This window comes from Priestia sp. ABM2_011 (assembly GCF_056158845.1).
Window position 1 is genome coordinate 2,334,758 of sequence record NZ_JBSWUB010000001.1, and the last position, 25,885, is coordinate 2,360,642.

Sequence of the window (25,885 nt, forward strand, 5' to 3'; positions counted from 1 at the left end):
AAGTTGGAGGTTTTTTGGTTACCAGTTATTCATAATTGAGCTAAACAGTGTAGCAGGGTCTTGTCCGCCGCCGCCTGATAAGTATTTCGTTGTTTGCGTAGAATTAGCATTATCAAAGCCAGCGTGGATAGAAACGACTGCATCATCGGTATACCCGACAAACCAAGCATCTTTGACGTCGTTGGTTGTACCGGTTTTACCTGCAGCATCTCGTGAAGAACGAGCGTTAACACCTGTTCCATAGCTTTTTTCAATTACGTCTTGCAGCATGGATGTCATTGTATCCGCATTTTCTTCACTCATTACTCGCTCTGTCTGAATGTCTGGCTTTTTCACTTCACCGTCGCGCATCTCAATTTTTCGAATTGCGTACGGCTTAGTCATGACGCCTTTGTTAGCGAAGGTTGTATATCCTTGTGCTAACTGAAGGGGAGAGAACGTTGTCGTCGTTCCTCCAAGAGCAAGCCCTAATTTTGACTTATCGTCATCTTCAAGAGGAAGTCCAGCTTTTTCCATGAATTTTGCGCTTGTATCAATACCAATTTGTTTTAAAAGCCAAACAGCTGGAACGTTAAGTGAACGAGTAAGTGCTTCACGCATTGTCACATGCTTTTGATATTCACCTTCTGCGTTTTTAGGGCTATATCCACCGCCAAAGTCTTGTCGTTCGTCACTTAAGAGTGAAGTTGGTGTATAATCTCCAGTTTCTAAGGCTGGACCATATACGGCTAAAGGCTTAATAGCTGAACCAAGCTGATAGCCGCTTGTAGCACGGTTTAAGCCGTTTCGCTCATAGCTGCGCCCTCCATACATCGCTGAAATCCCACCTGTTTTAGGGTTGACAGCTGAAATCCCAACCTCTACTTTACTGTTGATGGCATCATCTCGGAACGTATGATTTGCTACAGAGTTATTAATCGATTCCTGTAAATTAGGATCTAAATCTGTATAGATGGCATAACCACCCTTATAAAGGTCATCAGCAGATACGCCATATTGTTGAGCAGCTTCTTTAATTACATAATCAATAAATGCTTGATTTGAGTTCGGTTTTTTAACCGGAATACTAGGCTCGACTACACGTTCATTTAACGCTTGCTGATACTGAGTATCGCTAATAACGTTTTGGTCATGCATCAGTTTCAATACAACGTTTCGTCGGGCTGTTGCTTTTTCTGTACTATTGCTTGGTGAATACGTACTCGGCGCTTTTGGGAGTCCTGCTAAAAGCGCAGCTTCGCCTACGGTTAAATCTGATACAGGCTTATTAAAATAAATCTGAGAAGCTGCACCAATACCGTATACACCGCTTCCGAAATAAATTTGATTTAAATATAATTCCAAAATTTGATCTTTTGTAAATTGTCTTTCTAAGCCTAGTGATAGAAACATTTCATCTACTTTACGTTTAATGGTCTTATCACTAGATAAGTAAAGATTTCTTGCTAACTGCTGTGTAATGGTACTTGCGCCTTCAGCTTTACTCATTGTTACAATGTTCTTAAAAAGGGCGCGGCCAATACCTTGTAAATCAATCCCAAAATGCTTGTAAAAGCGACGGTCTTCCGTTGCAACAAACGCCATTTTTACATAATCGGGAATTTCATTGCTCGAAACATTTTGACGGGGAACGGTTTTATACAATTCGTCAATCTTACGGTCATTTTTGTCATAGACTACCGTACTTTGAACCGACTGCAGTTTCGAGTAAGATAAATCAGCCGTTTGCTGAAATTGCTTTAATACATAGGTAACTCCTAGCATTACAATTAAAACAACGACTAAAAAGGCTAAAATAAATTTCCTCATGTTGGTTCACTCCACTAAGTAATAATTCCATGTTCACACATAGCTACATTCTTCGTCTTTACAAGGTCGTTATGTAAAGAATGCTGAAGTTTGTTGACCCATTCAATCTTTTAACAAAGAGATGGGTGATAAAGTATTAACGTTTACAAGCTGACGCGCTAAGTTTAATAAAGGCTATTATTCAAGTGCAGGTAAGTTTTTAGGGTATAAGACGATTGACATAAATAGCTCTTTACGCAGTTATTTTTTGCTTACTCGCAGATGCTTCGTTTTTTTATTAAACTGAAACAAAGTGAAATACAATCATCTGAACTTAGTTTACCCATAAATTTGTGTTTGTCAAATAAAGTCGTATAAAGCACCATTCGGGGCTTTGTTCCCCTTTATGAAAAACCAAGGGGGTATTTTACGTTCTGTTTCTCATAGAAAAAAGTTGTTATAACACGCATAAGAAATACGATTTAGTACGCTCGGGTATAAATGCTGATATCTGTTGAAAGTAACGAAATAAAGAAAAAATTAACTAATTTATCAGACTAGGGCACTTTTTATACGAAGGAGGACGGGCGAGTTTTAATTATTATCCACCTTTTGACGGGAGCACTTAGATAAAAGTGGAATATTTCTTTACCCGCTGTAAGTCAAACGAATTAAATACCTAGCTGCATATGAGCAATGGCCATATGAAGTTATTCAGTATTATGTGATACTGCCAGCAAAACATACAGGTATTTCTTTGACAGTAGTTCCTTTACAAATGCTTCGAAAGTTCTTATAATAAAATTATCTTTAATTCGAGATATTTAAAAGGAGTGGATATACGTGAAACATATTTTTAAAAAAGGAACGGACGAGACGAAACCGACTTTATTGCTGTTGCATGGTACAGGAGGTACAGAACAAAATTTGCTCCCTGTTGCAGATATGATTGATTCCTCTTGCTCCGTATTATCTGTAAGAGGAAATGTACTAGAAAACGGAATGCCCCGTTTCTTTAGACGTTTACAAGAAGGAATATTTGATATAGAAGATTTAATTGAACGTACAAAAGAACTTCATCAATTTTTAGATGAAGCGGCTGAAACATATTCATTCGACCGACACAACATCGTAGCTGTAGGCTACTCAAATGGTGCCAATATTGCAGGAAGTTTGCTGTTTCATTATGAGAATTCTTTAAAAGGGGCGGCTCTTCTTCATCCGATGGTTCCAAGAAGAGGAAGTGAAGTGCCTAAGACCGACGCCTCTATCTTTATCGGCGCAGGTACAAACGATCCTATTTGCCCAGCATCAGAAACGGAAGAACTTTCTGCTCTTTTAGAAAAAGCCGGAGCGGACGTACAGGTCCATTGGGAATCATTTGGACATCAGTTAACACGAACAGAAATTGAAGCAGCTGAAAAATGGTATCGGTCAAAATTTTAATTTCAAAACTTTCCGCACTCGTGCGGGAAGTTTTTTTATTTTCAAAAAACAAGGACAGTTATCATACAAAAGATAGATATAAATGGTAAAAAGTACTTTTTTTTACTGAATGAAGGGAAATTTTATGATATCATTTTATTTCCGGTATATCCTTGCAGAACAGCTATTTTTAGGTAAAGTATCAAATTATTTTAAAATTCCTGGCTTCTATCACAAAAAAATGAAACCAAAGTCTGAGTAAACCGTTATAATAAATGCAGGATTTAAATTCAAAAGGATGGTTAAAAGCATATGACTCGTTTTTTTATTGTTTTACTTTTCGTTCTAATGGTTATATGTGTATATACCATTATTTCGCAAACCCTTTACCGTCGCTATCATTCATCAGTCATAATAAAAGGGGCAAAAAAGCATAAAATAGCTATAACATTTGACGATGGGCCTCATCCTGTTTATACGCCAAAAATTTTGGACTTGTTCAAACTGCATGAAATGAAAGCTACTTTTTTTATTGTGGGAGAACTAGGGGAAAAACACCCGTCTATTTTAAACAGGATGATTGATGAAGGACATGAAGTAGCTATACATCATCATCGTCACGTGAGTGCATGGACGCAAACACCTTGGCAATTAAAAAGACAAATTCATCAATGTGCACAGGTTATAGAGAAAGTAACAAATCAAAAGCCGCTTTTTTATCGTCCGCCGTGGGGACATTTAAATATGAGCAGTTTATTAATGGCCAAGCCATATCACCTCGTGATTTGGACAGGAATCTTTCAGGATTGGACACTAAAAACAACGAAAACGGCATTAGTTCAAAAACTAATGAGTAAAGTAGAAGATGGAGCCATTTTTGTTTTACACGATAATGGAGATACCCCGGGAGCAGATGAAAAAGCACCTGAAATGACGATTGCGGCGTTAGAAGAATTTTTACCTTACTTAAAACAGCAAGGGTATGAAAGTATAACCATGCAGCAATTGATGAATCAATCGTAAATAGAGGAGCGAGCAGTGGACTTAACAATTATTTCTCAGTATATACATTCCTATGGTTATATTGTTATTTTACTTGTACTTTTTTGTGGGATCGTTGGAATTCCAGCGCCTGAAGAATCATTTTTAATATTATTAGGCATGTTTATTGCCAAACATCAGCTGAACTTATACGAATCATCTCTTTTTGCTTTTTTAGGTGTTATAACTGGAATGCTTACTGCTTACGGGCTAGGAAGGTATGCGGGAACCCCATTTTTTGATAAATACGGAAAATACGTAGGGTTAACCAAAGAGAAAATTGAAGCGGCAAGCGGCAGCTACCATAAATATGGGATATGGACCATTTTATTTGGTTTATATATTCCAGGCTTACGTCAAATTAGCCCATATATGGCAGGAATAAGTCGCTATCCGTTTTTGCTTTATTTGCTGTTATCGTTGGTAGGCAGTCTAGTATGGGTCCTTTCTTTTCTCGTTCTAGGTTACTATGTAGGAGACCGGATTCATATTTCGTATATCATTATGGGAGCTGTAGCTTTTTTTGTTATTTATTTACTTATAAAAAGAAAAAGAAACCGAAAACGTCTTGAGAGGAGGGATGGTCAATGAGGAAGGTTCTGTTCTTGCCGCTTTTTCAGATGCCATCTGGTCATCACCAAGTAGCAGACGCCGTTATGGATGCCATCATGGAACGTTTTTCCCACGTTATTTGTCAAAAAATTGATTGTTTAAGCTATTGGAGCAAACCGCTTGAACAAATGATTTCATCGATATACATGAAATGGATTTCTGTTTTTCCAAAGCAGTTTGAAAAATTTTATTACGGGCATGTATACAAAAAAAACGACCATACGATGGATGATTTTGTCGTGAAAAAGTGGCCGATTATCGAATATCATATGAAGAAATTAATTGATGCAGAGCAGCCCGACGTCATTGTTTGCACACACAGCTTTCCTTCCTGTGTATTAAGCGGCTTAAAAGAAAAAGGAATCATTGATCTTCCTATTATAAACGTATACACCGACTTCTTAGTAAGCGACGTATGGGGTAAAAATGGAATCGAGCTTCACTGCGTGCCTGATCAGGATACGAAAGCATTTCTACAAAACGTTCACGGTGTAAAAGAGTCTTCTATTTATGTAACGGGCATTCCCGTTCATAAAGCGTTTTTAAAAAGACGGATTGACCATCTCATGCCACAGAAGCATATCCTGATTGCCGGCGGAAATTCGGGCCTTGGGAATGTACGCAAAATGCTTCAGCAGCTTCCGCAAAACTGTACGTATATGTATTATGTGCTGTGTGGAAAAAATAAAAAGTTGTATCAAGAACTAGTGAAACTAAACCACCCGAAAGTTAAAGCGGTCCCGTATGTAAAATCAAGAGAGAAAATGAATGATTTATATGAAGGAGCAGATGCCATTGTCACAAAAGCAGGAGGCGTTACAATTAGCGAAGCCCTTCATAAGAGACTACCTATTTTTATTCATTCATCTCTTCCCGGTCAAGAACAAATTAACATTGAATATCTAAAAGAAAAAGAGCTGCTGATACCGCTTAATGATGCTGAAGCCTTTGAACAGCAGCTTAAGAACATTTTAGAAAATGATGTGAAACGAAACCGGTTGATAAAACGAATGGACGAATATGTAGACAGCTTAGAAGTAAAAGTAGATCGCGTGCTTGCAGATCACTTTAAGCTGTATCGATATGAGACAAGTCAAAATCAATTTTAAGCAGAACATTGGTTATTTCTTTTTACATTCGATAAACTAACTGTAGATATAACATCTGTAGAAGGTTAAATGAAGTAAAAGGAGATTACAATATGAACTCAGTTATTGAAACGATTTTAAATCATCGTTCTATTCGCAAATATGAAGACAAACCATTGTCGGAAGAGCAAATTCAGACGATTGTAGAAAGCGCACAGGCAGCTTCCACATCAAGCTATATTCAAGCGTACTCCATTATTGGAGTAAAAGATAAAGAAACGAAGCGAAAGCTTGCCCAATTAGCAGGAAATCAGCCTTACGTAGAAACAAATGGACACTTCTTTGTATTTTGCGCTGACTTTCATCGTCATGATGTCATTGCAGAAATGGAGAAAAAAGATTTATCGACAGCGCTCGAAAGCACAGAGCAGTTCATGGTAGCTATTATTGACGTTGCCCTTGCTGCGCAAAATGCAACGCTTGCTGCTGAATCAATGGGACTTGGAGCTTGTTATATTGGCGGTTTGCGTAACGAATTAGAAGAAGTAAGCAAATTGTTAAAACTGCCTCATCATGTAATCCCGTTATTTGGTCTAACGGTTGGACATCCAGCGGGTATGACGGATAAAAAGCCGCGCTTACCATTTAAACATGTGTATCATGAAGAAACATATGAGCCAAACCATGAGCAGACGAAAAAAGAATTAACGACGTATAACGAAGAAATTTCTGCTTATTACAACGAACGAACAAATGGCAAACGCCAAGACACATGGACTGGTCAAATGGCTGAAATGCTTTCCAATCCTAAGCGTATGTACATGAAAGAATTTGTTGAAAAGCAAGGATTTAATAAGAAATAAAAAGGCTGGGACAAAAGTAGTTTAGCCGAATTGAAAAGCGAACCGCTCATCAGAATCTTTGATGAGCGGTTCGCTTTTTTTGTTATGGTGAACATAGGTTTCATTTATGTAGTTCCTTCTAGCAGTTGACTGGATTCATTTCCAACCTCTTTTTTGTTACGAAAAAAACTTAATATACCCGTTAAATGGTCAATAAAAAAGAAGAGGCATAGCCAGCAATGATAGAGAAATTTAACTATTTTGGTTAAAACAACAATAAAAAGCAGTAAAAAGTAGAAACGTTTCATCATATAGCCAAATTATCAGAAATATTACGTTTAAACGTTCCTTTTTGTTAAGTTTTGTAATAAAAGTAGCATGGCTCTGTAACGGCTGTGAAATGTGAGGATGATATCATTCAATCATTGAGTAAATAAGGAGGTATTCGTAATGAAAAAATTTATATTTACTCTAGGAACAACAGCAATCCTTTCAGCGGGATTTGTAGGTGCAGCTTCTGCTTCTACAAGCGGAACGTATCACGTAGAAAAAGGTGATACGTTATGGAAAGTCGCTCAAAAGCACAGCGTGAGCGTAGACGAGCTAAAAGATGCAAATAACTTAACATCTAATATTATTTATCCAAATCAAGAATTAAACGTAGCTACTATAAAAGAAATGACGCACAAAGTTCAGCAAGGAAATACATTATGGTCCATCAGCCAGCAATACGGCGTGACGGTAGATCAAATTAAAGAATGGAACGGACTGAAGTCAGATTTAATTTATCCTGGCGAACAACTAAAAATTCAGTCTCCAAACGGCCAAGCTCAGCAATCAAGCCCTTCAGTAGCCCAAGCTGCTCCAGAAACTCAGCAAGCTCAAGCGCCGGCTGAACAAACTCAAGAAGAACAGCAGCAAGCTCAAGCTGAACAAGCTCAAAAAGAGCAGCAGCAAGCTCAAGCTGAACAAGCTCAAAAAGAACAGCAGCAAGCTCAAGCTGAACAAGCTCAAAAAGAGCAGCAGCAAGCTCAGGCTGAACAAGCTCAAAAAGAGCAGCAGCAAGCTCAAGCTGAACAAGCTCAAAAAGAGCAGCAGCAAGCTCAAGCTGAACAAGCTCAAAAAGAACAGCAGCAAGCTCAAGCTGAACAAGCTCAAAAAGAGCAGCAGCAAGCTCAGGCTGAACAAGCTCAAAAAGAGCAGCAGCAAGCTCAAGCTGAACAAGCTCAAAAAGAGCAGCAGCAAGCTCAAGCTGAACAAGCTCAAAAACAACAACAACCTGCTGAATCGTCACAACAAGCCAGCGGCAAATCAATGACAGTTGAAGCAACTGCCTATACGGCTAATTGCGCTGGATGTAGCGGTACAACTGCTACAGGAGTGGATTTAAAAGCAAATCCAAACCAAAAAGTAATCGCTGTTGATCCTAGTGTTATTCCGTTAGGTTCGAAAGTTTATGTAGAAGGCTATGGTGAAGCTGTAGCTGCCGATACAGGTGGAGCAATTAAAGGCAATCGAATCGATGTATTCGTTCCTTCTGAAGGTGATGCTCAACAGTTCGGAAGAAAATCTGTTAAAATCACGGTTATGAACTAAGAAGTTCTTTATAAAATTGCTAGTCTAGTATAGAAATACATAGCTAGTAAAACAAAAGAGGTGCCATAAGGCACCTCTTTTTACTTTATAATACGCTTTGCGCCCGCATAGCTGTTTTTCCAGTACGCTGTTGAAAGTGATTGCGTTTTAACGCCTTTGCTGCTGACATAAATGAATTCTTGTTTGTCTAGGTAAATTCCTACGACTGAAACGGATTTGCCGTTTTTAAAGAAAACTAAATCTCCAGCCTGCAGACTGTTTTGCTTTACGTCCGTTCCGCTTTTATACTGATCTGCTACTGTACGGGGGATAGAAATAGTTGAACCCGCGTTTTTATATACATACTGTGTGTACCCTGATACATCAAAACCTTTTGGTGTCGTTCCTCCATATTTATATGGCTTTCCAATTAGCGTTTTGGCATACGATACGATTTGCTGCTGTTTTGCACTAACAGAAGTTTGGGGTGCTGGAGCCGGCGCAGGTGCGCTTGTACTTTTCACTTTCAGCACTTGTCCAACTTTTAGCGCATCTGTTTTTAAATTGTTTAATTTTTTTAATTCAGCTACCGTCATGCCGTACTTTTTAGCGACTGCTGTCAGCGTGTCTCCCTTTTTCACCGTGTAGGTGCCATTGTTATCAGCCGGTGTAGATGGAGCTGTTGGTGAAGGTTGAATATCTTCATCAAGCAAATAACTCATATTTGCGCTAAACGTTACTTTTCGCTTCGTTTTATAGCTCTTCGCTTTTTGCTGAAATTGCGTATTGTATGCGTTGATTTCTTTTTCAAAATTTGCAGAGATCTTATTAAATTCCGCGTCACTTACATCTCCATACGCATAGTCTTCAAGATCTACAATGTAATTGTAAAGAGCAATTAAGCTGTCATATAAATACCCTTGAAGCTGATCAGCTTCTGAATTAAGATGATTCATCGCGTAATTTTTATCAGTCTTTGTTAGAAACTGGTCAATTTGATCCGCAAGCTGATCATATGCCGCTAACGCTTTTTCGTCATCTTTTATTCCTTCAATTTCTTTTAGCTTTTTTTCTACGGTTTTATAAAATGGTGCGTAATAATCTGCTAGCGAATTAACGTCTTTTTGATAAACGCTCACAGAAGAAGCAGCATAAGCAGAGTGGCTAAAAACAGGCGTTGTCACCGATGCTCCTACTAAAACGGATGCTGCTATAAATGGTACAAGTAGTTTCTCTTTTTTCATTTGTAAAGTCCCCCAAATATCCAAATAATAGTATAGCAGATAGATTATACTATATTAGGTTATAAAAGAACTAGTACTTTTCCTTTAATTTCATATTTTTTAGCAGTTTGCGTACCTGATAGAAGATAATCTAAGGAGCAAAGGAAATATGTGATACAATGTACAAATATTCAGTTAAAAAGGAAGTGTACGATATGCAACAATTTATCAAAGAAATAGCGCGCGGAAAAAGAGGATCAACTGACTTAACGTATGAACAAGCAAAAGAAGCAGCTCGCTTAATCGCTTCTGGACAAGCTACGGATGCTCAGGTCGCTGCTTTTTTTATTGCGGAACGCATTAAAACCGAAAATGCAGATGAACTATTGGGATTCGTTCATGCTTTTCGCGAAAAAACAAAAGAGATACCGCTGTCTCAGCCGTTAAAAGATAAATCAATTGATTTTGCAAGCCCTTATGCAGGGAGAAATTCATTTTTTGCGACCATTCCTGTATCGATTTTATTAGCTGAAAGAGGTGTGCCAGCTTTTTTACACTGTACAGAAGCGCTTCCTCCAAAGTTTGGAACAACGATTGAAGATGTACTTCATTCATTACAGATCCCTCAAGCTCAAACGATTGAAGACATCGGTCATACGTTAGAAACATTAAAAATTGGCTTTGTAAATGCTGAAACAATCTCTTATCCTCTTAGTCGCATCAAACAAATTCGTCATGAAATTGGCGTAAGAACACTAATTAATACGGTTGAAAAACTATTAAATTTATCAAATGCTTCTTCTTTAATGATGGGCGCTTTTCACCGCACGGCCATTAACAAAATTGTGCCCATTTTTGCTTCGCTCCCGTTTAAACATGTATACGTGGTGCAAGGTATAGAAGGATCTGAAGATGTACCTGTACATAGAAGCAGCTTTGTTTTTACTATCTCAGAAGGAGAGATGGAGTCGTTTATTGTCAATCCAAAAGAATACGGACTGTTTGTGGAAGAAGAACACTTTGAAAAGAAAATAAGTGTTGAAAAACAAGCGGCATATGTGACGCGCATTTTGGAGGGTGAATCTTCTTCCGAACTGACTTATGTCTATAATCAAGTAGTATTAAACGCCGGCTTGCGCTATTATTTATTTGGCTATGAAACTTCTATTGAAGAAGGAGTAGACTATGCAAAACGTCAGCTAGCTGAAGGTCTAGGTTGGAAACACCTGCAGAAATGGAAAACACAAGTGATTTCAGAAGAGTAAAAGGTGAGCAAATATGCTCATCTTTTTTTATCGAAAGATATAAATCCTTTGTTTTTTATCAGAAAATTTAATATAATTAGTTGTGTATTTGTGTTAGAAAATATCACATTTGATGTTAACAAGAAAATAGATTAGCAGAAAGGAAGCTTTCATTGAAACTTACGTCGAGAGAACAAGAAAAATTAATGATTGTCGTAGCTGCAGACTTAGCAAGACGCCGTCAGACAAGAGGATTAAAACTTAACTATCCCGAGGCAGTAGCGATCATTACATATGAAATTATGGAAGGAGCTCGCGATGGCAAGACGGTAGCACAGCTAATGCGAGAAGGTACCAAGATTTTAAAACGAGAAGATGTAATGGAAGGTATTCCTGAAATGATTCATGATATTCAAGTAGAAGCTACCTTTCCAGACGGAACCAAGCTCGTCACTGTTCACGATCCAATTCGTTAAGAGGAGGGAAAAATATGATTCCAGGGGAATACGTCTTAAAAAAAGAACCCATCACATGTAATAACAGAAAGCAATCGATTAGCGTGACTGTAATCAATAGAGGCGACCGCCCCGTTCAAGTAGGTTCACATTTTCATTTTTTTGAAGTGAATGCCGCGCTCGAATTCCCCCGCGAAGCTGCGCTTGGCTATCATTTAAATATTCCAGCCGGTACAGCCGTTCGCTTTGAGCCAGGTGATGCAAAAGAAGTAGAGCTGGTTGCTTTTTCCGGAACAAGAGAAATTTACGGTCTGAACAATAAAACAAACAGATCGCTTTCTGATAGAAAGGAAGATGCATAAGATGAGTTTTCAAATGTCGCGACGTCAGTATGCAGATATGTTTGGACCAACCGTTGGAGATGCTGTTCGTTTAGCAGACACAGAGCTATTTATTGAAATTGAAAAAGATTTCACAACCTACGGAGATGAAGTAAAGTTTGGCGGAGGAAAAGTGATTCGTGACGGAATGGGGCAGCATCCTCTTGCAACGCGAAGTGAAGCAGCGGACTTAGTGTTGACAAATGCCATTATCGTTGATTATACAGGCATATATAAAGCAGATATTGGAATAAAAGATGGACTCATTCAAACTATTGGAAAAGCGGGTAATCCGCTGTTGATGGATGAAGTAGACATCATCATTGGTGCGAGTACGGAAGTAATTGCAGCTGAAGGGAAAATTGTAACCGCGGGCGGTATTGATGCGCATATTCATTTCATTTGTCCGCAGCAAATTGAAACCGCCCTTGCCTCTGGCGTGACAACGATGATTGGAGGAGGAACAGGACCTGCTACAGGAACAAAGGCTACCACTTGTACACCCGGAGCGTGGCATATCGAACGAATGCTTGAAGCCGCTGAAGCATTTCCGATGAATATTGGCTTTTTAGGAAAAGGAAATGCAAGTGCGAAAGAGCCTTTAATTGAACAAATTAAAGCAGGAGCAATTGGACTAAAGCTTCACGAAGACTGGGGAACCACGGCATCTGCCATCGACACAAGCCTGCAAGTAGCAGACGAGTACGATGTTCAAATTGCGATTCATACAGATACTTTAAATGAAGGCGGCTTTGTTGAAGATACGATTGCAGCAATTGGTGATCGAGTCATTCATACCTACCATACTGAAGGAGCTGGAGGCGGGCATGCACCTGATATTATGGAAATGGCAAGCTTTCCAAACGTGCTTCCATCATCAACTAATCCAACAAGACCCTATACGGTCAACACGCTTGAAGAGCATTTAGATATGCTCATGGTATGTCATCATCTTGATCCTGCTGTACCAGAAGACATCGCTTTTGCTGATTCCCGCATTCGCAAAGAAACGATTGCAGCTGAAGATATTTTACACGATTTAGGTGTATTCAGTATGATTTCTTCAGATTCTCAAGCAATGGGACGTGTAGGAGAAGTGATTACACGAACGTGGCAAACAGCTGATAAGATGAAAAAGCAGCGAGGAAAAATTGATGGTGACAGCGAAGTCGGCGATAACGCACGTGTCAAACGCTATGTAGCTAAATATACGATTAATCCAGCTATCGCTCATGGAATTTCCGAATACGTAGGATCGGTAGAAACAGGGAAAATAGCTGACTTAGTCCTATGGGAGCCAGCGTTTTTTGGAATAAAGCCTGACTTGATTGTAAAAGGCGGTTTAATTGCTCACAGCTTAATGGGAGACCCTAACGCTTCAATTCCAACCCCACAGCCGGTCTTATATCGTCCGATGTTTGCTTCTTATGGAAAAGCAAGAGCTAAAACCTCCGTTACGTTTGTGTCAAAAGCAGCGTATGAGAACAAAGTGGGCGAAAAACTAGGGTTACAAAAGCTGCTTAAACCAGTAAAAGATATTCGTCAGTTAAAAAAAACAGATATGAAGTTAAATGGAGAAATGCCTAAGATTGAAGTTGATCCCCAAACGTACGAAGTAAAAATAGATGGACAAATGATTACATGTGAAGCGGCAGAAGTTGTGCCTATGGCGCAGCGATACTTTTTATTTTGAGGTGAAAAAATGGTAATCGAAAAAATTATCGGAAATATAGCAACATTAGAAAAACGAGCTCCACATATAGAAAAGGTATATATCGAAAGTGATCACTTAGTAAAACGCGTTCAGCGCGTTGTAACAGATCACGGTAAGGAACTCGGAATTCGTCTGAAAGAAAACCGCGAGTTAGTTGATGGCGATGTACTATTTATGGATGAAAGCAATATGATTGTTGTGCAAGTTCTGGCAGACGATATTTTGACCATTCAGCCGATTGATATTCAGCAGATGGGAGAAATTGCTCATCAGCTTGGGAACCGCCATTTGCCGGCGCAGTTTGAAGGTGGAGACATGCTTGTACAGTACGATTATTTAGTCGAAGAATTGCTTCAGCAGCTCAACATTCCCTATAAGCGCGAAAAAAGAAAAGTAAAACAAGCTTTTAAGCATATCGGACATAGTCATGACTAATTCATTGCTTTCGCTGATTCAACTATGTGATTCAAATTTCCCATCGGGTGCATTTTCGCATTCGTTTGGTTTTGAAACGTATATTCAGCGAAATCAAATTTACGACACAGAAACCTTTCAAGAAGCGCTTCGTACATACCTTGATGTTCAGCTGACGTATACGGACGGCTTAGCATGCAGGCTGGCTTATGAGTATGCTGTTCGTGACCAGTTTAACGAAATTATGAGAATTGATCATGAACTATACGCTCTTGCTTTGTCAAAAGAAACAAGAGAAGGGACAAGACGGGTGGGCCAGCGCATGTTAAAGCTTTGCTTAGAGTTATTTCAAGGCTCTTATTTAGAAAAGTATATGAGTGAAGTAAAAGCAAAGAAGGCGTACGGACATCCTGCTGTTGTATTTGCATTAGCCAGCCTGCAGTTAAACATTACAAAAGAAGAGGCAATTTTAAGTCATTTGTACGCTAGCATCTCTTCATTAATTCAAAATGCTGTTCGCGGCATACCAATCGGCCAAACCGATGGGCAAAAAACGCTCGTTCTTTTTCAGCCGCTGCTGCAGCAAGCGCTTCAGCATATTTTGCAAGCAGATCAAGAGGAATTTGGTGCCGTGACACCAGGGTTAGAAATTGCTCAAATGCAGCATGAACAACTGCATGTTCGATTGTTCATGTCATAAAAAAGGAGGGAAGGCCTTCGAATGATGAAGGCATAAAAAATGGATGCAATTAAAATTGGAATTGGTGGACCTGTTGGTGCAGGAAAAACAATGTTAGTAGAACGATTAACGCGTGCGCTAGAAGGGCAGCTCAGTATGGCAGTCATTACAAACGATATTTATACAAAAGAAGATGCACAGTTTCTAGTAAAAAACAGTATTTTGCCAGAAAATCGTATCGTAGGAGTAGAAACAGGAGGATGTCCTCATACAGCTATTCGAGAAGATGCATCCATGAACTTTGCTGCAATTGATGAGTTAGTGGAACGTCACCCCGATGTTGAACTTATTTTTGTAGAAAGCGGAGGAGATAATTTAGCCGCAACGTTTAGCCCAGAGCTCGTTGATTTTTCAATTTATATCATCGATGTAGCACAAGGAGAAAAAATCCCGCGTAAAGGCGGTCAAGGAATGATTAAATCTGATTTATTCATTATCAACAAAACAGATTTAGCCCCATATGTAGGAGCGAGTTTAGAAGTAATGGAAAAAGATACAATCCAAGCGAGAGGGCACAAGCCTTTTGTTTTCACCAATTTAAAAGAAGATAAAGGGCTCAATCAAGTGATAGAATGGATCAAAAAAGAGGCCTTTTTAATCGGCCTTGAATCATGAGCTACACGGGTTATTTAGAGCTTCGTGCAGAAAGAAACAGTGAGCGAACGGTTATTAAAGATACTTATCATTACGGGGCTTTCAAAGTTGCCAGACCTATTTACATGACTCCTGAATCACCTTTTGTTTATATGCTTCACGTAGGCGGGGGATACGTGAGTGGAGACAAATACAAAACGATGATAACGGTCGAGAAAAATGCTCAGCTGACTGCTACTACTCAATCTGCGACAAAGGTGTACAAAACACCGAACGCAGCTGTTTTACAAGAAACGTGCATAACCCTTGAAGAACAATCCATCATGGAATATATACCAGACCCGCTTATTTTGTATGAAAATGCTGCATTTGTCCAAGAAATAACGGTTCATATGGCAGAAAACGCTGCTTTGTTTATGTGTGACAGCATCACCCCGGGGTGGTCGCCGGATGGGCAGCTGTTTCAATATACCTCTATGCGTTCCAAGCTGAAACTGTATGTAAAAAAGCAGCTGAAGGTATACGATCACTTATACTTGAAGCCAGAAAACCATCTGCGCGGCATGATGAAAATGGAAGGGTATACTCATTTTGGATCGATTATTATTGTTCATCCAAACGCCGACGACGCATTTATAGCGAAAGTACATCAGCTGTGCGAAGAGGCAGGCTGTAAAGCAGGAGCTTCCGCACTTCCGATTTCCGGATGTGCTATTCGAATACTAGCTGCTAGTACACAAGAAGTGGAAGAGATAATCGTCAAAGTATACGGATTGTTCCGGCAGGAGTTATTAAAAGCTGAAGTATCACTTTTGCGTAAGTATTAAAGTGCCTGTACAAAAGTATAGTAGTTAAAGAAAAATCCGAACGAGCTGAACTCTTGATAGAGAATCAAATTCGTTCGGATTTTTTATTGGTAGGGTGAACGTAGGTTTCCTGTATGTAGTTCGTTCTAGCCGTTGATTAGAGGACAAAGCGAAGTCTTGCACAGAAATCAACAGCTGTGGAACAAGCAGTCCAGATCATTTATCCTACTTATTCGTCTTTAGATTGAATTATTTTCATTATGTTTTATGCTCTGTTAGAACCACAGACTAAATAATCCGTCGCTTACACCTAAATTATACATATAATAGAGGCCAAATATAATGCTGACAGCACCTGTTACCTGCATCAACCAGCGGTTTAACGTCACTTGCTTTTTAGTTGTAACGAATGGAATTCCAATAACCGTCGTAAATAACAGCATGCCAAGACAAGTGCCGATTCCAAAAATGATAATGTACAGCGCACCTTGCCATACGTGAGTAACGGTGCTCATCGTTACTACAACCATCGCTGCGCTTCCGGCCAGTCCATGAACAAAGCCAATGCCTAATGACTTTAAGTAAGACGTTTTTTCGTGATGCGTATGCACTTGTTTTTTGTAAGACAGAAACGATGTAAAACCGAGATAAACGAGCATAATGCCCACTAAAAATTCAAGTGACATGCTCATACGTTCAGAAATACTGCTTTTTAACACTATTAAAATCATGCCAAAAATAAACAGCGTAAGCGTATGACCAATCCCCCAGTATACTCCTGCAAGCGAAGAGCGCCACAGCTTTTTACTTTTTGAAGCAATGGTTGATACAGCGATAATGTGATCTGGTTCTAGAGCATGCTTGATTCCTAAAAAAAATCCTAGTATTAAAATTGAAAAAAAACTTGTTTCCATGTCAGCTTTCTCATCCTTTCGTACGTATAAAACTAGTATATCGCACGCTTTTGTTTTAATAAACAGAAAATTCTAAACGAAAATGTCTGGTTGAATAGCTAAAACATTTATCAATTTACAATAAGTTACAAATATTAAAGGAGATGTAGTATAAAAATTTTACATTTACAAAAACTATAAGTAAATTATTGTGAGGTTGATAACTATGGACAAAATTTCTACTGATATCATGCTGTGGAGTTCTTTTATACGCCAAAATGTTGGGATAGAACGTGACTAGACTAGAAGCTCTTTTATGGAGCATTGCGTTGCCAGGCTTTGGACAATTACTAAACAAAAAACATATAAAAGGAATTTTGTTTATTGTACTTGAATTTCTCATTAATATGGGCGCAAATTTTAATGAAGGCATTCGCTTAAGCTTTTTGGGGGAAACAAAGCAATCCCTCGAGGTAATGAACATGCAGTGGTTAATGTTTTATCCATGTTTATATTTTTTTGCAATTTGGGATGCTGTTAAAGAAGCAGAAAACGGCGCATCGAGATTTACATTTATTCCTTTTGTCTCCTGTGCTTATTTTGTTACAGTAGGCATTATGTATTCCTCAGTGACAACCATCAACGGTGTTTTTATAGGCCCAATTTGGCTCCCTATGCTGTCTGTTGTACCGGGACTGGTTATTGGACTCATTGCCAAAAAGCTATTAGAAGTGTATATACATAAGAAAAAATAAACGTCATTTCAATCTATACATCCGTAGATTTTAATGGACGTTTATTTTATTTTTGTTTATAAATAAGTAATAAAGTCTCTTATTTAGGGAACGTACTAACAGTGGCTATTTTCACATAATCTTAAGAGAGTGTGTTCTACTCATAGAAAAGAGCACATTGAAAATGGAGAGAATGTATACAAGCTTATATAATAGCAATTTGATAAAAAGAAGCTGGAGAGAAGGTGAATCGATGATCACAAATGGTATTTATCGTTTTTTTCTTATTTGGTACGTATGCGGAGTCGTTTTGCTTTCATTTGATTTGCTGCCTTCATGGTTAGAATGGGCAAATGCTGTTTTTTTACACTTGAGCAGTCTTCTTGCTCTTATTTATCTAGCTAAAGCCTATGGAGTAAGGCGGGCACTGGTCGTTGCCGTATTTGTGACAGGCGCATCTATTTATGTCGAAAGTCTAGGTGTTAAACATGGGTTTTTGTTTGGATCCTACGATTATGAAAAAGATTTTGGCGCCAAAATTTTAGGAGTTCCTCTGACCATTGGATCGGCTTGGTTTATGGTCGTAATCACAAGCAGAATATTAGCTCTCGGAATTATGAAGCGCATGGAGCTGCCGTTTATTGTCCATGGAATTGCCTATGCGGTCATTAGTTCGCTATTTGCTGTTATTATGGATTTGGCTATTGATCCCGTTGCCTATATTGTTAAACAATATTGGGTGTGGGAAGGGGACAGCTTTTATTATAATATTCCTTTATCCAATTTCTCCGGCTGGTTTTTACTGTCTTTCTTCATTCAGCTGGTCGTATATTTCTTTTTAGCTAAGGTTCCTAAAGAAGAAGAGCCGGTATGGGAAAGAAGAATGGTGTTTTTGTATAGTGCAGTCGTCATGATGTTTGTAATTGTAGCATTAGTAAATGGCCTGTGGCTTGTGGTATGGCTGACGATGATTCCTTTTCTTATTCTTTATATTGTGTATAAAAAGGAGACTCGCTTATGATTTATCCGAAGAAAAACTCACTATTTGAGCGCTTTTTTCAACTGTTTGTCACATATCAGCTCAAAAAACAGTTTTATCGTATTCATTTACATATAGAAGAGCTCCCAAAAGATAAAAAAATTTTATTAATTGCTAATCATTCCAGCTGGTGGGACGGTTTAGTGACATTTTATTTAAATAACGCAGTATTAAAAACAGATCTATACGCTATGATGTCTGAACAAGGAATGAAGGATTTTCCTTTTTTTCAACGAATCGGGGCTTTTTCAGTAAATGCAGCGTCTCCGAAGCATACGATGGAATCGTTAAGGTTTGCCAGTAGGCTGTTAGCAGATAAAAAAGCGGTGCTTGTTTTTCCTCAAGGAAAAGAAGAGCATCTTGAGAAAAGACCGTTAGCTTTTTCTGAAGGACCTGCTTTTCTTCTAAAAAAGCAATCTGACGTTGAAGTTATTCCCATTACATATTATTATACGTTTCGCCATGATCAGCGACCGGAGCTTTTTATCTGGGTAGGGCAAGCTGTTTTTTACGACTTAGCCAATGCAAGAGAAGATATAACCAAAACGCTAGCCGGTGCAGTCACTGCTCAGCTCGATCATCAAAAACAAAAAATCATTCAAGAAAACGATGAGGAATTTACGGTTTTATTAAAAGGACGAAAGACGCTTAGCGAGTGGTTAACGTGGTGGAAAGCGAAGGTGAAAGAATGATTTACTATATGCTTTTATTTATTTTGATGCTGCTTCTGACCATTGTAAATATTCAAGCAATGCCTAAATTAAATAGATACAAGTTGAATTCAAAAACACCTCAGCCTCTCATTTCTATTTTGATTCCAATGCGAAACGAAGAACGAAATGTAAAGCGAATCATTTCTTCTGTTAAAGGATTAACGTACAGCAATCTAGAATGTGTCATACTAGACGATCAGTCCACAGATGAAACACGAACAAAGCTTTTGAAAGAAATTCACGGAGATTCAAGGTTTACCATCATAGAAGGAAAAGAGCTGAAAGAAGGGTGGGTAGGAAAAGTTCATGCCTGTCACCAGCTGTCGCAAGCTGCAAATGGAGACTATTTATTGTTTGTAGATGCCGATGTACAGCTCAAAGAACGCACGCTAGAACATACTTTAGCCACCGCACAAGCGACAAAAGCCGCTCTTTTAACAGGGTTTCCACGTTTTCCCGTAAAAACGTGGTTAGAAGCATTGGTTGTTCCGCTTCAGCATGTTGTTGTTTTTAGCTATTTACCGGTTGTGGTAGCGAACCGTAACAAGGTGAGCAAAGCTTCAGCAGCTCACGGTGCTTTTATGTTTATAAAAAAAGAAGCTTATGAGATCGCAGGAGGACATGAAGCTGTTAAAACTTCACTAGTAGAAGATGTGCATCTAGCTCAGCTTTTTAAGAAAAAGAAACAGCGCGTTATTTTAGCCAATATTACGTCTCACGTTAGCTGTTATATGTATGAAACAACTGAAGAAGTATGGAATGGGTTTGCTAAAAATATCTTTGTTGGTCTAGGCCGATCCGCTAAAGCAGTTTGGATACTGAGCGTTTTTTTTGCCTGTTACTATGTGCTGCCGCTTCCTTTGTTTATAGCAGGAATTCTTACAGGCAACATGCTTTGGATTATGCCTTTTTGCATCATGCTTTTACAGCGGTTTTTAATTGACCAATCGGCTCAGCAAAAAGGGCTTTTGTTTCTTACTATGCCGGCGTCGGCAATTGTGCTGATGCTGCTCATGAACCATTCTATGAAGCGTGAACGAAAAAAGCAGGGATATGAATGGAAAGGAAGGCATTATCAATGAAAAAAGTACTAATTGTCGGGGCAGGATTAGGCGGATTAGCTGCAGGAGTTCTTCTTCAAACAAAAGGGTTCGATGTCACAATCGTTGAAAAAAACGAGCACGTAGGCGGAAAAATGATGCCTGTGCAGCTAGGAGAATATTCTTTTGATTTCGGGCCTAATACCATTACAATGCCAGAAGTTTTTCAGTGGTTATTTGAGCAAGCGGGCGAACGTGCAGAAGACTATATGCCTCTTGTCAAACTAACGCATCATACGAATAATTTCTTCACCGACGGTTCACAATTTTCCATGTCTATCGACGAACGAAAAATGATTGAGCAGTTTGAACGTCTCGACCCCTTTGCTGCTAAACAATACCCGGCCTATTTAAAAGAAGTAAAAAGAATATATGACATTGCAAAAAGTCAATTTTTCTACCGGACATTTTCGTCATGGAAAGATTACACAAACCCTTCTCTATTAAAAGCACTGCTGCAAGTAAGGCCGTTTGAAACAGTAGATACGTTTCATCAGCGCTTTTTTCGAAATGAAAACATTCGAAATGCATTTAATCGATACGCAACCTATATTGGATCTTCACCTTATACATCGCCCGCTACCTTTTCACTGATTGGACACTTAGAAATGAATGACGGGGTGTACTATGTAAAAGGAGGAAATACTAGAATTGCAAAAGGGCTGGGGCATGTGTTCCAAAAAGTCGGCGGAAAGCTGTATACAAACTGCAGCGTCACTGAAATAGTAGTAAAAAACAAGCGGGCTGTCGGAGTGGAAGTGAATGGAGAAGAAAAGATAGACGCGGATATCGTTATTGTAAACGGGGACTTGCTAAAAGCCTATCCGGCACTCGTAAAAGAGCAGGATAGACCTCATTTTAAAAACAAAAAAGCAGCTGAATTTGAGCCTTCCATATCAGCCTATGTAATTATGGCAGCAGTTAAGAAGCGCTTTTCTCAGCTGATTCATCATCAAGTGTACTTTTCTCAGGATTACAAGCAGGAATTCTATGAACTATTTCAGCAAAAAACGCTTCCAACCGACCCTACCATTTACGTTTGTAATTCTTCGTATACCGATAACACGATAGCTCCGGGTGATAATTTATTTATTTTAGTGAATGCCCCTGCTGTAAAAGAAGAGAATCAAGAAAAAATGAAAGCTTACAGAGAGGTTGTCTATCGCAAGCTTTCTCAGTTTGGTTTAGATATTGAGCCCTCGCTTGTACATGAACGAATTGTTACTCCATGTGAAATTGAACAAACCTTTGGTGCATTTAAAGGCGCTTTGTATGGAGTGAGTTCAAATCGGAAAATGGATAGTTTTCTTCGTCCAAGCAACGTCTCAAAAGATGTTAAAAACTTATATTTTGTAGGAGGAACGACTCACCCAGGCGGGGGATCTCCTATGGTCACAATTAGCGGTATTAATGTAGCTACGCTTATTTCATCTTCCTAATTGATAAATCAGGATTGTCAAAAAGTTTAGTTTTTTGGTACTATAAGAAAGGACAGAGGCTGTTAACCACCTGTTCTCGCGGATGGAAAAAAATGTTACATAATGAAGTTGAAAAGGTGATTACATAACTATATGATTGTATTTACGTGTCTTATTATTATCATAAGCATTATTCGTCCGTACTTGGAGAGCGTGACTGTTAAGCGAATTGCTTCAGAAGGCAAAAAAATTCGCTACTACAAAGAACAGTTCTTTTTTTATGTGCTAATTTTACTATTTTATATTGCGGTGATGGTATACCATGCGGTTCCACTTTCTATGTTAGGATTGCAGGGAGTATATCTAGATACGATTCACCGGACGGCTCCGTATCCAGCGTGGATTGAATATCTGCTGCTTTTAATCTTTGCAGGTTTTATTATTATTTCCATTATGATCCAATGGATGAAAGATCATGGAGAAACGGTTTTTGTGGAACAGGAGATGCCCACGTCAATTGAGGCAACCGTTCCTAAAACAGAAAGAGAGCAAAAGTGGTGGCTTGCATACAGCGGTATTTCCAGCTTCGTAGAAAGCACCGTCTATTTTCCTAGCTTTTATTTATATAGTCACTATGTATTAGCCATTCAAAATACATGGGTGTTGGCTATTTTAATTGGTATTGGTTATTTCCTATCACAGCTAGCTTTTCAGCGTGACCGTTTGAGTGTCCAGACGCTGTTAGTTGGTATCGGGCTAGGCGCTTTATTTATCATGACAAAGTCAGTTGTAATCATGGTCTTGTATTATGGTTTTAGTTTCTTAATCTATGATATTTATCAACAAGATCGCAATTTAGTAAAAAGCACAGAAGATCACTAAGAAACAACACGGCATAACGCCGTGTTGTTTCTTTTTTTTATAATTTATAAAAAAAGCTTGAAAAGCGCTTTCAATAGTCTTATAATTTAGATAAATCGATTTACTAAACCGGTTTAGTAAGTGGTTAGCTAGTATAATAAGAAAGGTAGGTCGATTTATGAATCATATCATTATTCCTTTAAATGCATTTGAAACGACAAACTCTCAGCACACCATGATTGGGAGAATATATGAACAGCAAGTACATGGAGTGGAAATTCGAAGAGAGTTAATGAAAAAAGTAGATCAAGAGATTGAGCTTATTGCCGAAGAATTAAAAAGATATCCGCTTTTTACAGTATATTCGGCTCCAATCGAACTGTGGAAAGAAAGTGGAGAGTTAAACAAACAAGAATTAAAATCTATTCTTGAAGAAGCCGTATCACTTGGCGCTCAGTGGGTAAAAGTTTCTCTTGGTTTTTATCAGCCACAATCACCTATAGGGGAATTGCAGGAGCTATTGCAGGCATTTCCAGCTTTACATCTATTTGTGGAAAACGATCAAACCAATTATGGAGGCAACATAGCATCTTTGCACGCATTTTTTGATAACGCTTACGAAATTCCTGTTTCCATGACGTTTGATATTGGTAACTGGCTTTATGTACAGGAACGACCCCAGGAAGCAATCAAAAAGCTAAGGTCCTTTGTAGGCTATATTCATATTAAACACGTAATAAAAAATAGCGGAAAGCTAGTAACAACCTCTATATCAAACGATTCAAATGAAATGTGGAAAGATATTTTGAAAGGGTTTTCTCATTCGATTTTTAAAGCTTTAGAGTTTCCAATCGATGAACCGGAACAAATCCCCCGCTTCATTTCATTGGTGCAAGCAGCAGAACAGGAGGAAGTGCAATGAATTCATTAGACGTTATTACCTTCGGAGAAGCAATGGCGATGTTCATGGCAGAACAACCAGGACCGCTGTATGAGATTAAGCATTATACAAAAGAGCTAGCCGGAGCAGAAACAAATGTAGCAATTGGTCTCGCTCGTCTCGGTCTGCGCGCAGGGTGGGTGAGCAAAGTAGGCAATGATCCTTTCGGTACGTTTATTATGAAACGGCTACAAGAGGAGTCGGTCAACACCGATTGTGTACTAGTAGATAGCGAACATTCAACAGGTTTTCAAATTAAATCAAAAGTGGAAGTGGGAGATCCGGAAGTTTGTTACTTCCGAAAAAATTCAGCAGCCAGTCACTTGCACCCAAGCGATTTTAATCGAAACTATTTTTTAGCGGCAAAACACATGCATATGACAGGAATACCGCTTGCTGTGTCAGCAAGCATGCGTGAATTTGCTCTACACGCGCTTACCTCGATGAAAGCAGCTGGCAGAACGGTTTCCTTTGACCCGAACCTGCGACCGACTCTTTGGACATCGAAGGAAGAAATGATTTTTACAATCAACGAAGCTGCTAAACAAGCAAACTACGTTCTTCCGGGTATTGAAGAAGGAAAAATCTTAACCGGCTACGAAAACCCAGAAGACATCGCTTCTTACTATTTAGATGCAGGCGTAGAACTTGTCGTTATTAAACTGGGTGAACAAGGAGCCTTCTTTAAGACAGCAAGAGAGCAAGGAATGGTTGAAGGAATTAAAGTGAAACAAATAGTGGATACAGTCGGTGCAGGAGACGGCTTTGCAGTAGGGCTGTTAAGCGGACTTCTTCAACATGATTCTCTTACTCAATCTGTCATGAGAGCAAATGCTATTGGGTCATTAGCTGTACAAAGTCCTGGAGATAACGACGGATATCCAACTGAACAGCAGTTGCAAAAATATATGGAATTCCAAAAACAAGGAGTGAAGTGATAATGAAACAGCAGCTAGCAAAAAAAAGATGGCTTCGGTTAATTCCTATCGTATTTATTACGTATAGCCTTGCATATTTAGACCGTGCAAACTACGGGTTTGGAGCAGCGGCAGGGCTGGCAGAAGATCTTCATATTACGCCAGGTATTTCGTCTTTATTAGGATCGCTCTTTTTCTTAGGTTATTTCTTTTTCCAAATTCCAGGCGCTCACTATGCTGAAAATAAAAGCGCCAAAAAGCTGATTTTTTGGTCTCTGATTTTATGGGGAGCACTTGCTACAGCTACGGGTATGGTAAGCCACGTCGGATTTTTGTTTGTTATTCGATTTGCTTTAGGAGTAGTGGAAAGTGCCGTCATGCCCGCTATGCTCGTTTTTTTAAGCCACTGGTTTACAAAAGCAGAACGTTCTAGAGCCAACACGTTCTTAATTTTAGGAAACCCGGCAACCGTTCTTTGGATGTCAATTGTTTCTGGATATTTACTAGAATCATTTGGCTGGAGATGGATGTTTATTTTAGAAGGTTTTCCGGCTGTTATTTGGGCGTTTTTATGGTGGAAACTAGTAAACGACGAGCCAAAAGATGCAGGCTGGCTGTCGAAAAAAGAAAAAGCAGATTTACACGATGCGCTGCAAAAAGAACAAGAAGGAATCAAACCTGTTAAAGGCTATAAAGAAGCTTTCAAAAATCGTACTGTCATTTTATTAAGCATTCAATATGCTTTATGGAGTATTGGTGTCTACGGATTTGTTATGTGGCTGCCGTCTATTATTAAAGCAGCGCCTAACATGAGTATAGTGAAGACAGGGTGGTTAGCGTCCGTTCCTTACGTATTAGCAGTCGTATTAATGTTAACGGTTTCATATCTATCAGATAAGTTTTTAAAACGAAGCGCATTTGTATGGCCGTTCTTATTAGTAGGAGCTCTTGCCTTTTACGGATCTTATTTAGTTGGCACAAGCAACTTCTGGCTTTCTTTTACTTTACTCGTTATCGCCGGAGGAACGATGTATGCTCCGTACGGACCGTTCTTTGCGATTATTCCTGAAATTTTACCGCGTAATGTTGCCGGAGGAGCGATGGCTTTAATCAATAGCATGGGGGCACTTGGTTCATTTGCCGGTTCTTATATTGTAGGATTTTTAAATGGATCAACAGGAGGGTTTGGCGCTTCCTATATCTTTATGGCTGGATCATTATTCCTTGCGGCAGTTTTAACCATTGTCGCAACGAAAAAGCCAAGAGAAGTTCAGAGTGTGAAGCCAGTTGAAACAACGGCTTAATGTAATGATAGAAAAGGAGAATTGAG

Annotated in this window: 26 protein-coding genes; 23 read left to right on the forward strand and 3 right to left on the reverse strand. The window is 38.9% G+C overall.

Annotated elements, in window-relative coordinates; translation table 11 throughout:
• Positions 1-18: 18 nt before the first annotated feature.
• Positions 19-1,809: a transglycosylase domain-containing protein gene (locus tag ACXAE4_RS12690; protein WP_028412808.1), complete on the reverse strand. Its 1,791-nt coding sequence runs from the start codon at positions 1,807-1,809 to the stop codon at positions 19-21.
• Positions 1,810-2,631: 822 nt separating this feature from the next.
• On the opposite strand from ACXAE4_RS12690, the gene ACXAE4_RS12695 reads away from it, so the two are divergent.
• The 6 genes from ACXAE4_RS12695 to ACXAE4_RS12720 all read left to right on the forward strand — a co-directional run bounded on the left by ACXAE4_RS12695 (position 2,632) and on the right by ACXAE4_RS12720 (position 8,392).
• Positions 2,632-3,234: an alpha/beta hydrolase gene (locus ACXAE4_RS12695; protein WP_475236141.1), complete on the forward strand. Its 603-nt coding sequence runs from the start codon at positions 2,632-2,634 to the stop codon at positions 3,232-3,234.
• A 291-nt stretch (positions 3,235-3,525) separates the two neighbouring features.
• Positions 3,526-4,236, forward strand: a complete 711-nt coding sequence (locus ACXAE4_RS12700) for a polysaccharide deacetylase family protein (RefSeq protein ID WP_028412810.1) — start codon at positions 3,526-3,528, stop codon at positions 4,234-4,236.
• Positions 4,237-4,251: 15 nt separating this feature from the next.
• The gene (locus ACXAE4_RS12705) at positions 4,252-4,845 is read left to right on the forward strand and encodes a DedA family protein (protein WP_154973699.1); all 594 of its coding nucleotides are present in this window, start codon (positions 4,252-4,254) and stop codon (positions 4,843-4,845) included.
• The gene (locus ACXAE4_RS12710) at positions 4,842-5,975 is read left to right on the forward strand and encodes an MGDG synthase family glycosyltransferase (RefSeq protein WP_028412812.1); all 1,134 of its coding nucleotides are present in this window, start codon (positions 4,842-4,844) and stop codon (positions 5,973-5,975) included. Before ACXAE4_RS12705 ends, ACXAE4_RS12710 begins: the two co-directional genes overlap by 4 nt.
• Before the next feature lie 92 nt (positions 5,976-6,067).
• The gene (nfsA, locus tag ACXAE4_RS12715) at positions 6,068-6,817 is read left to right on the forward strand and encodes an oxygen-insensitive NADPH nitroreductase (protein ID WP_028412813.1); all 750 of its coding nucleotides are present in this window, start codon (positions 6,068-6,070) and stop codon (positions 6,815-6,817) included.
• A gap of 429 nt (positions 6,818-7,246) precedes the next feature.
• Positions 7,247-8,392 carry a 3D domain-containing protein gene (locus tag ACXAE4_RS12720; protein WP_035697134.1) on the forward strand — a complete coding sequence of 382 codons (1,146 nt, stop codon included), beginning with the start codon at positions 7,247-7,249 and terminating at the stop codon, positions 8,390-8,392.
• An 80-nt stretch (positions 8,393-8,472) separates the two neighbouring features.
• On the opposite strand, the gene ACXAE4_RS12725 is transcribed toward ACXAE4_RS12720, so the two are convergent.
• A complete protein-coding gene (locus ACXAE4_RS12725; protein WP_028412815.1) occupies positions 8,473-9,615 on the reverse strand; it encodes a C40 family peptidase in 1,143 nt (380 codons plus the stop codon).
• Positions 9,616-9,809: 194 nt separating this feature from the next.
• On the opposite strand from ACXAE4_RS12725, the gene ACXAE4_RS12730 reads away from it, so the two are divergent.
• From ACXAE4_RS12730 to ACXAE4_RS12765, 8 genes are all read left to right on the forward strand, one after another.
• On the forward strand, positions 9,810-10,859 hold the full coding sequence (locus ACXAE4_RS12730) for an anthranilate phosphoribosyltransferase (RefSeq protein ID WP_028412816.1): 1,050 nt from the start codon (positions 9,810-9,812) through the stop codon (positions 10,857-10,859).
• Positions 10,860-11,011: 152 nt separating this feature from the next.
• A complete protein-coding gene (locus ACXAE4_RS12735; protein ID WP_013057659.1) occupies positions 11,012-11,314 on the forward strand; it encodes an urease subunit gamma in 303 nt (100 codons plus the stop codon).
• A gap of 14 nt (positions 11,315-11,328) precedes the next feature.
• Complete coding sequence (locus ACXAE4_RS12740; protein WP_028412817.1) at positions 11,329-11,655, forward strand: urease subunit beta; 327 nt, start codon at positions 11,329-11,331, stop codon at positions 11,653-11,655.
• A gap of 1 nt (position 11,656) precedes the next feature.
• The gene (ureC, locus tag ACXAE4_RS12745; RefSeq protein ID WP_028412818.1) at positions 11,657-13,366 is read left to right on the forward strand and encodes an urease subunit alpha; all 1,710 of its coding nucleotides are present in this window, start codon (positions 11,657-11,659) and stop codon (positions 13,364-13,366) included.
• A 9-nt stretch (positions 13,367-13,375) separates the two neighbouring features.
• Entirely contained in the window at positions 13,376-13,822 is a 447-nt protein-coding gene (gene ureE, locus ACXAE4_RS12750) for an urease accessory protein UreE (protein WP_028412819.1), read from the forward strand.
• Positions 13,815-14,501 carry an urease accessory protein UreF gene (locus ACXAE4_RS12755; RefSeq protein WP_028412820.1) on the forward strand — a complete coding sequence of 229 codons (687 nt, stop codon included), beginning with the start codon at positions 13,815-13,817 and terminating at the stop codon, positions 14,499-14,501. Before ureE ends, ACXAE4_RS12755 begins: the two co-directional genes overlap by 8 nt.
• A gap of 39 nt (positions 14,502-14,540) precedes the next feature.
• Positions 14,541-15,155: an urease accessory protein UreG gene (gene ureG, locus ACXAE4_RS12760; protein WP_028412821.1), complete on the forward strand. Its 615-nt coding sequence runs from the start codon at positions 14,541-14,543 to the stop codon at positions 15,153-15,155.
• Positions 15,152-15,961 (forward strand): urease accessory protein UreD, encoded by an 810-nt coding sequence (locus tag ACXAE4_RS12765; RefSeq protein WP_098113311.1) that lies wholly within the window; start codon positions 15,152-15,154, stop codon positions 15,959-15,961. The genes ureG and ACXAE4_RS12765 overlap by 4 nt, the downstream gene beginning before the upstream one ends.
• A 254-nt stretch (positions 15,962-16,215) precedes the next feature.
• Here ACXAE4_RS12765 and ACXAE4_RS12770 read toward each other — a convergent pair whose 3' ends face one another.
• Entirely contained in the window at positions 16,216-16,854 is a 639-nt protein-coding gene (locus ACXAE4_RS12770) for a HoxN/HupN/NixA family nickel/cobalt transporter (RefSeq protein ID WP_098113312.1), read from the reverse strand.
• A 272-nt stretch (positions 16,855-17,126) separates the two neighbouring features.
• Between ACXAE4_RS12770 and ACXAE4_RS12775 the strand changes: the two genes are divergently transcribed.
• The 9 genes from ACXAE4_RS12775 to ACXAE4_RS12815 all read left to right on the forward strand — a co-directional run bounded on the left by ACXAE4_RS12775 (position 17,127) and on the right by ACXAE4_RS12815 (position 25,859).
• Positions 17,127-17,588 (forward strand): hypothetical protein, encoded by a 462-nt coding sequence (locus ACXAE4_RS12775; RefSeq protein WP_033579442.1) that lies wholly within the window; start codon positions 17,127-17,129, stop codon positions 17,586-17,588.
• Positions 17,589-17,820: 232 nt separating this feature from the next.
• Complete coding sequence (locus tag ACXAE4_RS12780) at positions 17,821-18,588, forward strand: carotenoid biosynthesis protein (RefSeq protein ID WP_028412825.1); 768 nt, start codon at positions 17,821-17,823, stop codon at positions 18,586-18,588.
• Positions 18,585-19,298: a lysophospholipid acyltransferase family protein gene (locus ACXAE4_RS12785; protein ID WP_099000315.1), complete on the forward strand. Its 714-nt coding sequence runs from the start codon at positions 18,585-18,587 to the stop codon at positions 19,296-19,298. Before ACXAE4_RS12780 ends, ACXAE4_RS12785 begins: the two co-directional genes overlap by 4 nt.
• Positions 19,295-20,401: a glycosyltransferase family 2 protein gene (locus tag ACXAE4_RS12790; protein WP_028412827.1), complete on the forward strand. Its 1,107-nt coding sequence runs from the start codon at positions 19,295-19,297 to the stop codon at positions 20,399-20,401. The genes ACXAE4_RS12785 and ACXAE4_RS12790 overlap by 4 nt, the downstream gene beginning before the upstream one ends.
• A complete protein-coding gene (locus tag ACXAE4_RS12795; protein WP_272816184.1) occupies positions 20,398-21,858 on the forward strand; it encodes a phytoene desaturase family protein in 1,461 nt (486 codons plus the stop codon). Before ACXAE4_RS12790 ends, ACXAE4_RS12795 begins: the two co-directional genes overlap by 4 nt.
• A gap of 132 nt (positions 21,859-21,990) precedes the next feature.
• Positions 21,991-22,719 carry a hypothetical protein gene (locus ACXAE4_RS12800; protein ID WP_028412829.1) on the forward strand — a complete coding sequence of 243 codons (729 nt, stop codon included), beginning with the start codon at positions 21,991-21,993 and terminating at the stop codon, positions 22,717-22,719.
• A 157-nt stretch (positions 22,720-22,876) separates the two neighbouring features.
• Entirely contained in the window at positions 22,877-23,620 is a 744-nt protein-coding gene (locus tag ACXAE4_RS12805) for a sugar phosphate isomerase/epimerase family protein (RefSeq protein WP_289577969.1), read from the forward strand.
• A complete protein-coding gene (locus tag ACXAE4_RS12810) occupies positions 23,617-24,576 on the forward strand; it encodes a sugar kinase (protein ID WP_155010033.1) in 960 nt (319 codons plus the stop codon). Before ACXAE4_RS12805 ends, ACXAE4_RS12810 begins: the two co-directional genes overlap by 4 nt.
• Before the next feature lie 2 nt (positions 24,577-24,578).
• Entirely contained in the window at positions 24,579-25,859 is a 1,281-nt protein-coding gene (locus ACXAE4_RS12815) for an MFS transporter (RefSeq protein ID WP_013083743.1), read from the forward strand.
• Positions 25,860-25,885 lie beyond the last annotated feature (26 nt).

Excerpts from the sequence above, each read along its gene's own strand:
- nfsA (WP_028412813.1), top strand. The coding sequence starts at position 6,068 with ATGAACTCAGTTATTGAAACGATTTTAAATCATCGTTCTATTCGCAAA.
- ACXAE4_RS12800 (WP_028412829.1), top strand. The coding sequence starts at position 21,991 with ATGATTGTATTTACGTGTCTTATTATTATCATAAGCATTATTCGTCCG.
- ACXAE4_RS12805 (WP_289577969.1), top strand. The coding sequence starts at position 22,877 with ATGAATCATATCATTATTCCTTTAAATGCATTTGAAACGACAAACTCT.
- ACXAE4_RS12780 (WP_028412825.1), top strand. The coding sequence starts at position 17,821 with ATGATCACAAATGGTATTTATCGTTTTTTTCTTATTTGGTACGTATGC.
- ureE (WP_028412819.1), top strand. The coding sequence starts at position 13,376 with ATGGTAATCGAAAAAATTATCGGAAATATAGCAACATTAGAAAAACGA.
- ACXAE4_RS12740 (WP_028412817.1), top strand. The coding sequence starts at position 11,329 with ATGATTCCAGGGGAATACGTCTTAAAAAAAGAACCCATCACATGTAAT.
- ACXAE4_RS12785 (WP_099000315.1), top strand. The coding sequence starts at position 18,585 with ATGATTTATCCGAAGAAAAACTCACTATTTGAGCGCTTTTTTCAACTG.
- ACXAE4_RS12690 (WP_028412808.1), bottom strand. The coding sequence starts at position 1,809 with ATGAGGAAATTTATTTTAGCCTTTTTAGTCGTTGTTTTAATTGTAATG.
- ACXAE4_RS12710 (WP_028412812.1), top strand. The coding sequence starts at position 4,842 with ATGAGGAAGGTTCTGTTCTTGCCGCTTTTTCAGATGCCATCTGGTCAT.
- ACXAE4_RS12700 (WP_028412810.1), top strand. The coding sequence starts at position 3,526 with ATGACTCGTTTTTTTATTGTTTTACTTTTCGTTCTAATGGTTATATGT.
- ACXAE4_RS12730 (WP_028412816.1), top strand. The coding sequence starts at position 9,810 with ATGCAACAATTTATCAAAGAAATAGCGCGCGGAAAAAGAGGATCAACT.
- ACXAE4_RS12790 (WP_028412827.1), top strand. The coding sequence starts at position 19,295 with ATGATTTACTATATGCTTTTATTTATTTTGATGCTGCTTCTGACCATT.
- ureC (WP_028412818.1), top strand. The coding sequence starts at position 11,657 with ATGAGTTTTCAAATGTCGCGACGTCAGTATGCAGATATGTTTGGACCA.
- ACXAE4_RS12720 (WP_035697134.1), top strand. The coding sequence starts at position 7,247 with ATGAAAAAATTTATATTTACTCTAGGAACAACAGCAATCCTTTCAGCG.
- ACXAE4_RS12810 (WP_155010033.1), top strand. The coding sequence starts at position 23,617 with ATGAATTCATTAGACGTTATTACCTTCGGAGAAGCAATGGCGATGTTC.
- ACXAE4_RS12725 (WP_028412815.1), bottom strand. The coding sequence starts at position 9,615 with ATGAAAAAAGAGAAACTACTTGTACCATTTATAGCAGCATCCGTTTTA.
- ACXAE4_RS12795 (WP_272816184.1), top strand. The coding sequence starts at position 20,398 with ATGAAAAAAGTACTAATTGTCGGGGCAGGATTAGGCGGATTAGCTGCA.
- ACXAE4_RS12770 (WP_098113312.1), bottom strand. The coding sequence starts at position 16,854 with ATGGAAACAAGTTTTTTTTCAATTTTAATACTAGGATTTTTTTTAGGA.
- ACXAE4_RS12765 (WP_098113311.1), top strand. The coding sequence starts at position 15,152 with ATGAGCTACACGGGTTATTTAGAGCTTCGTGCAGAAAGAAACAGTGAG.
- ureG (WP_028412821.1), top strand. The coding sequence starts at position 14,541 with ATGGATGCAATTAAAATTGGAATTGGTGGACCTGTTGGTGCAGGAAAA.
- ACXAE4_RS12815 (WP_013083743.1), top strand. The coding sequence starts at position 24,579 with ATGAAACAGCAGCTAGCAAAAAAAAGATGGCTTCGGTTAATTCCTATC.
- ACXAE4_RS12755 (WP_028412820.1), top strand. The coding sequence starts at position 13,815 with ATGACTAATTCATTGCTTTCGCTGATTCAACTATGTGATTCAAATTTC.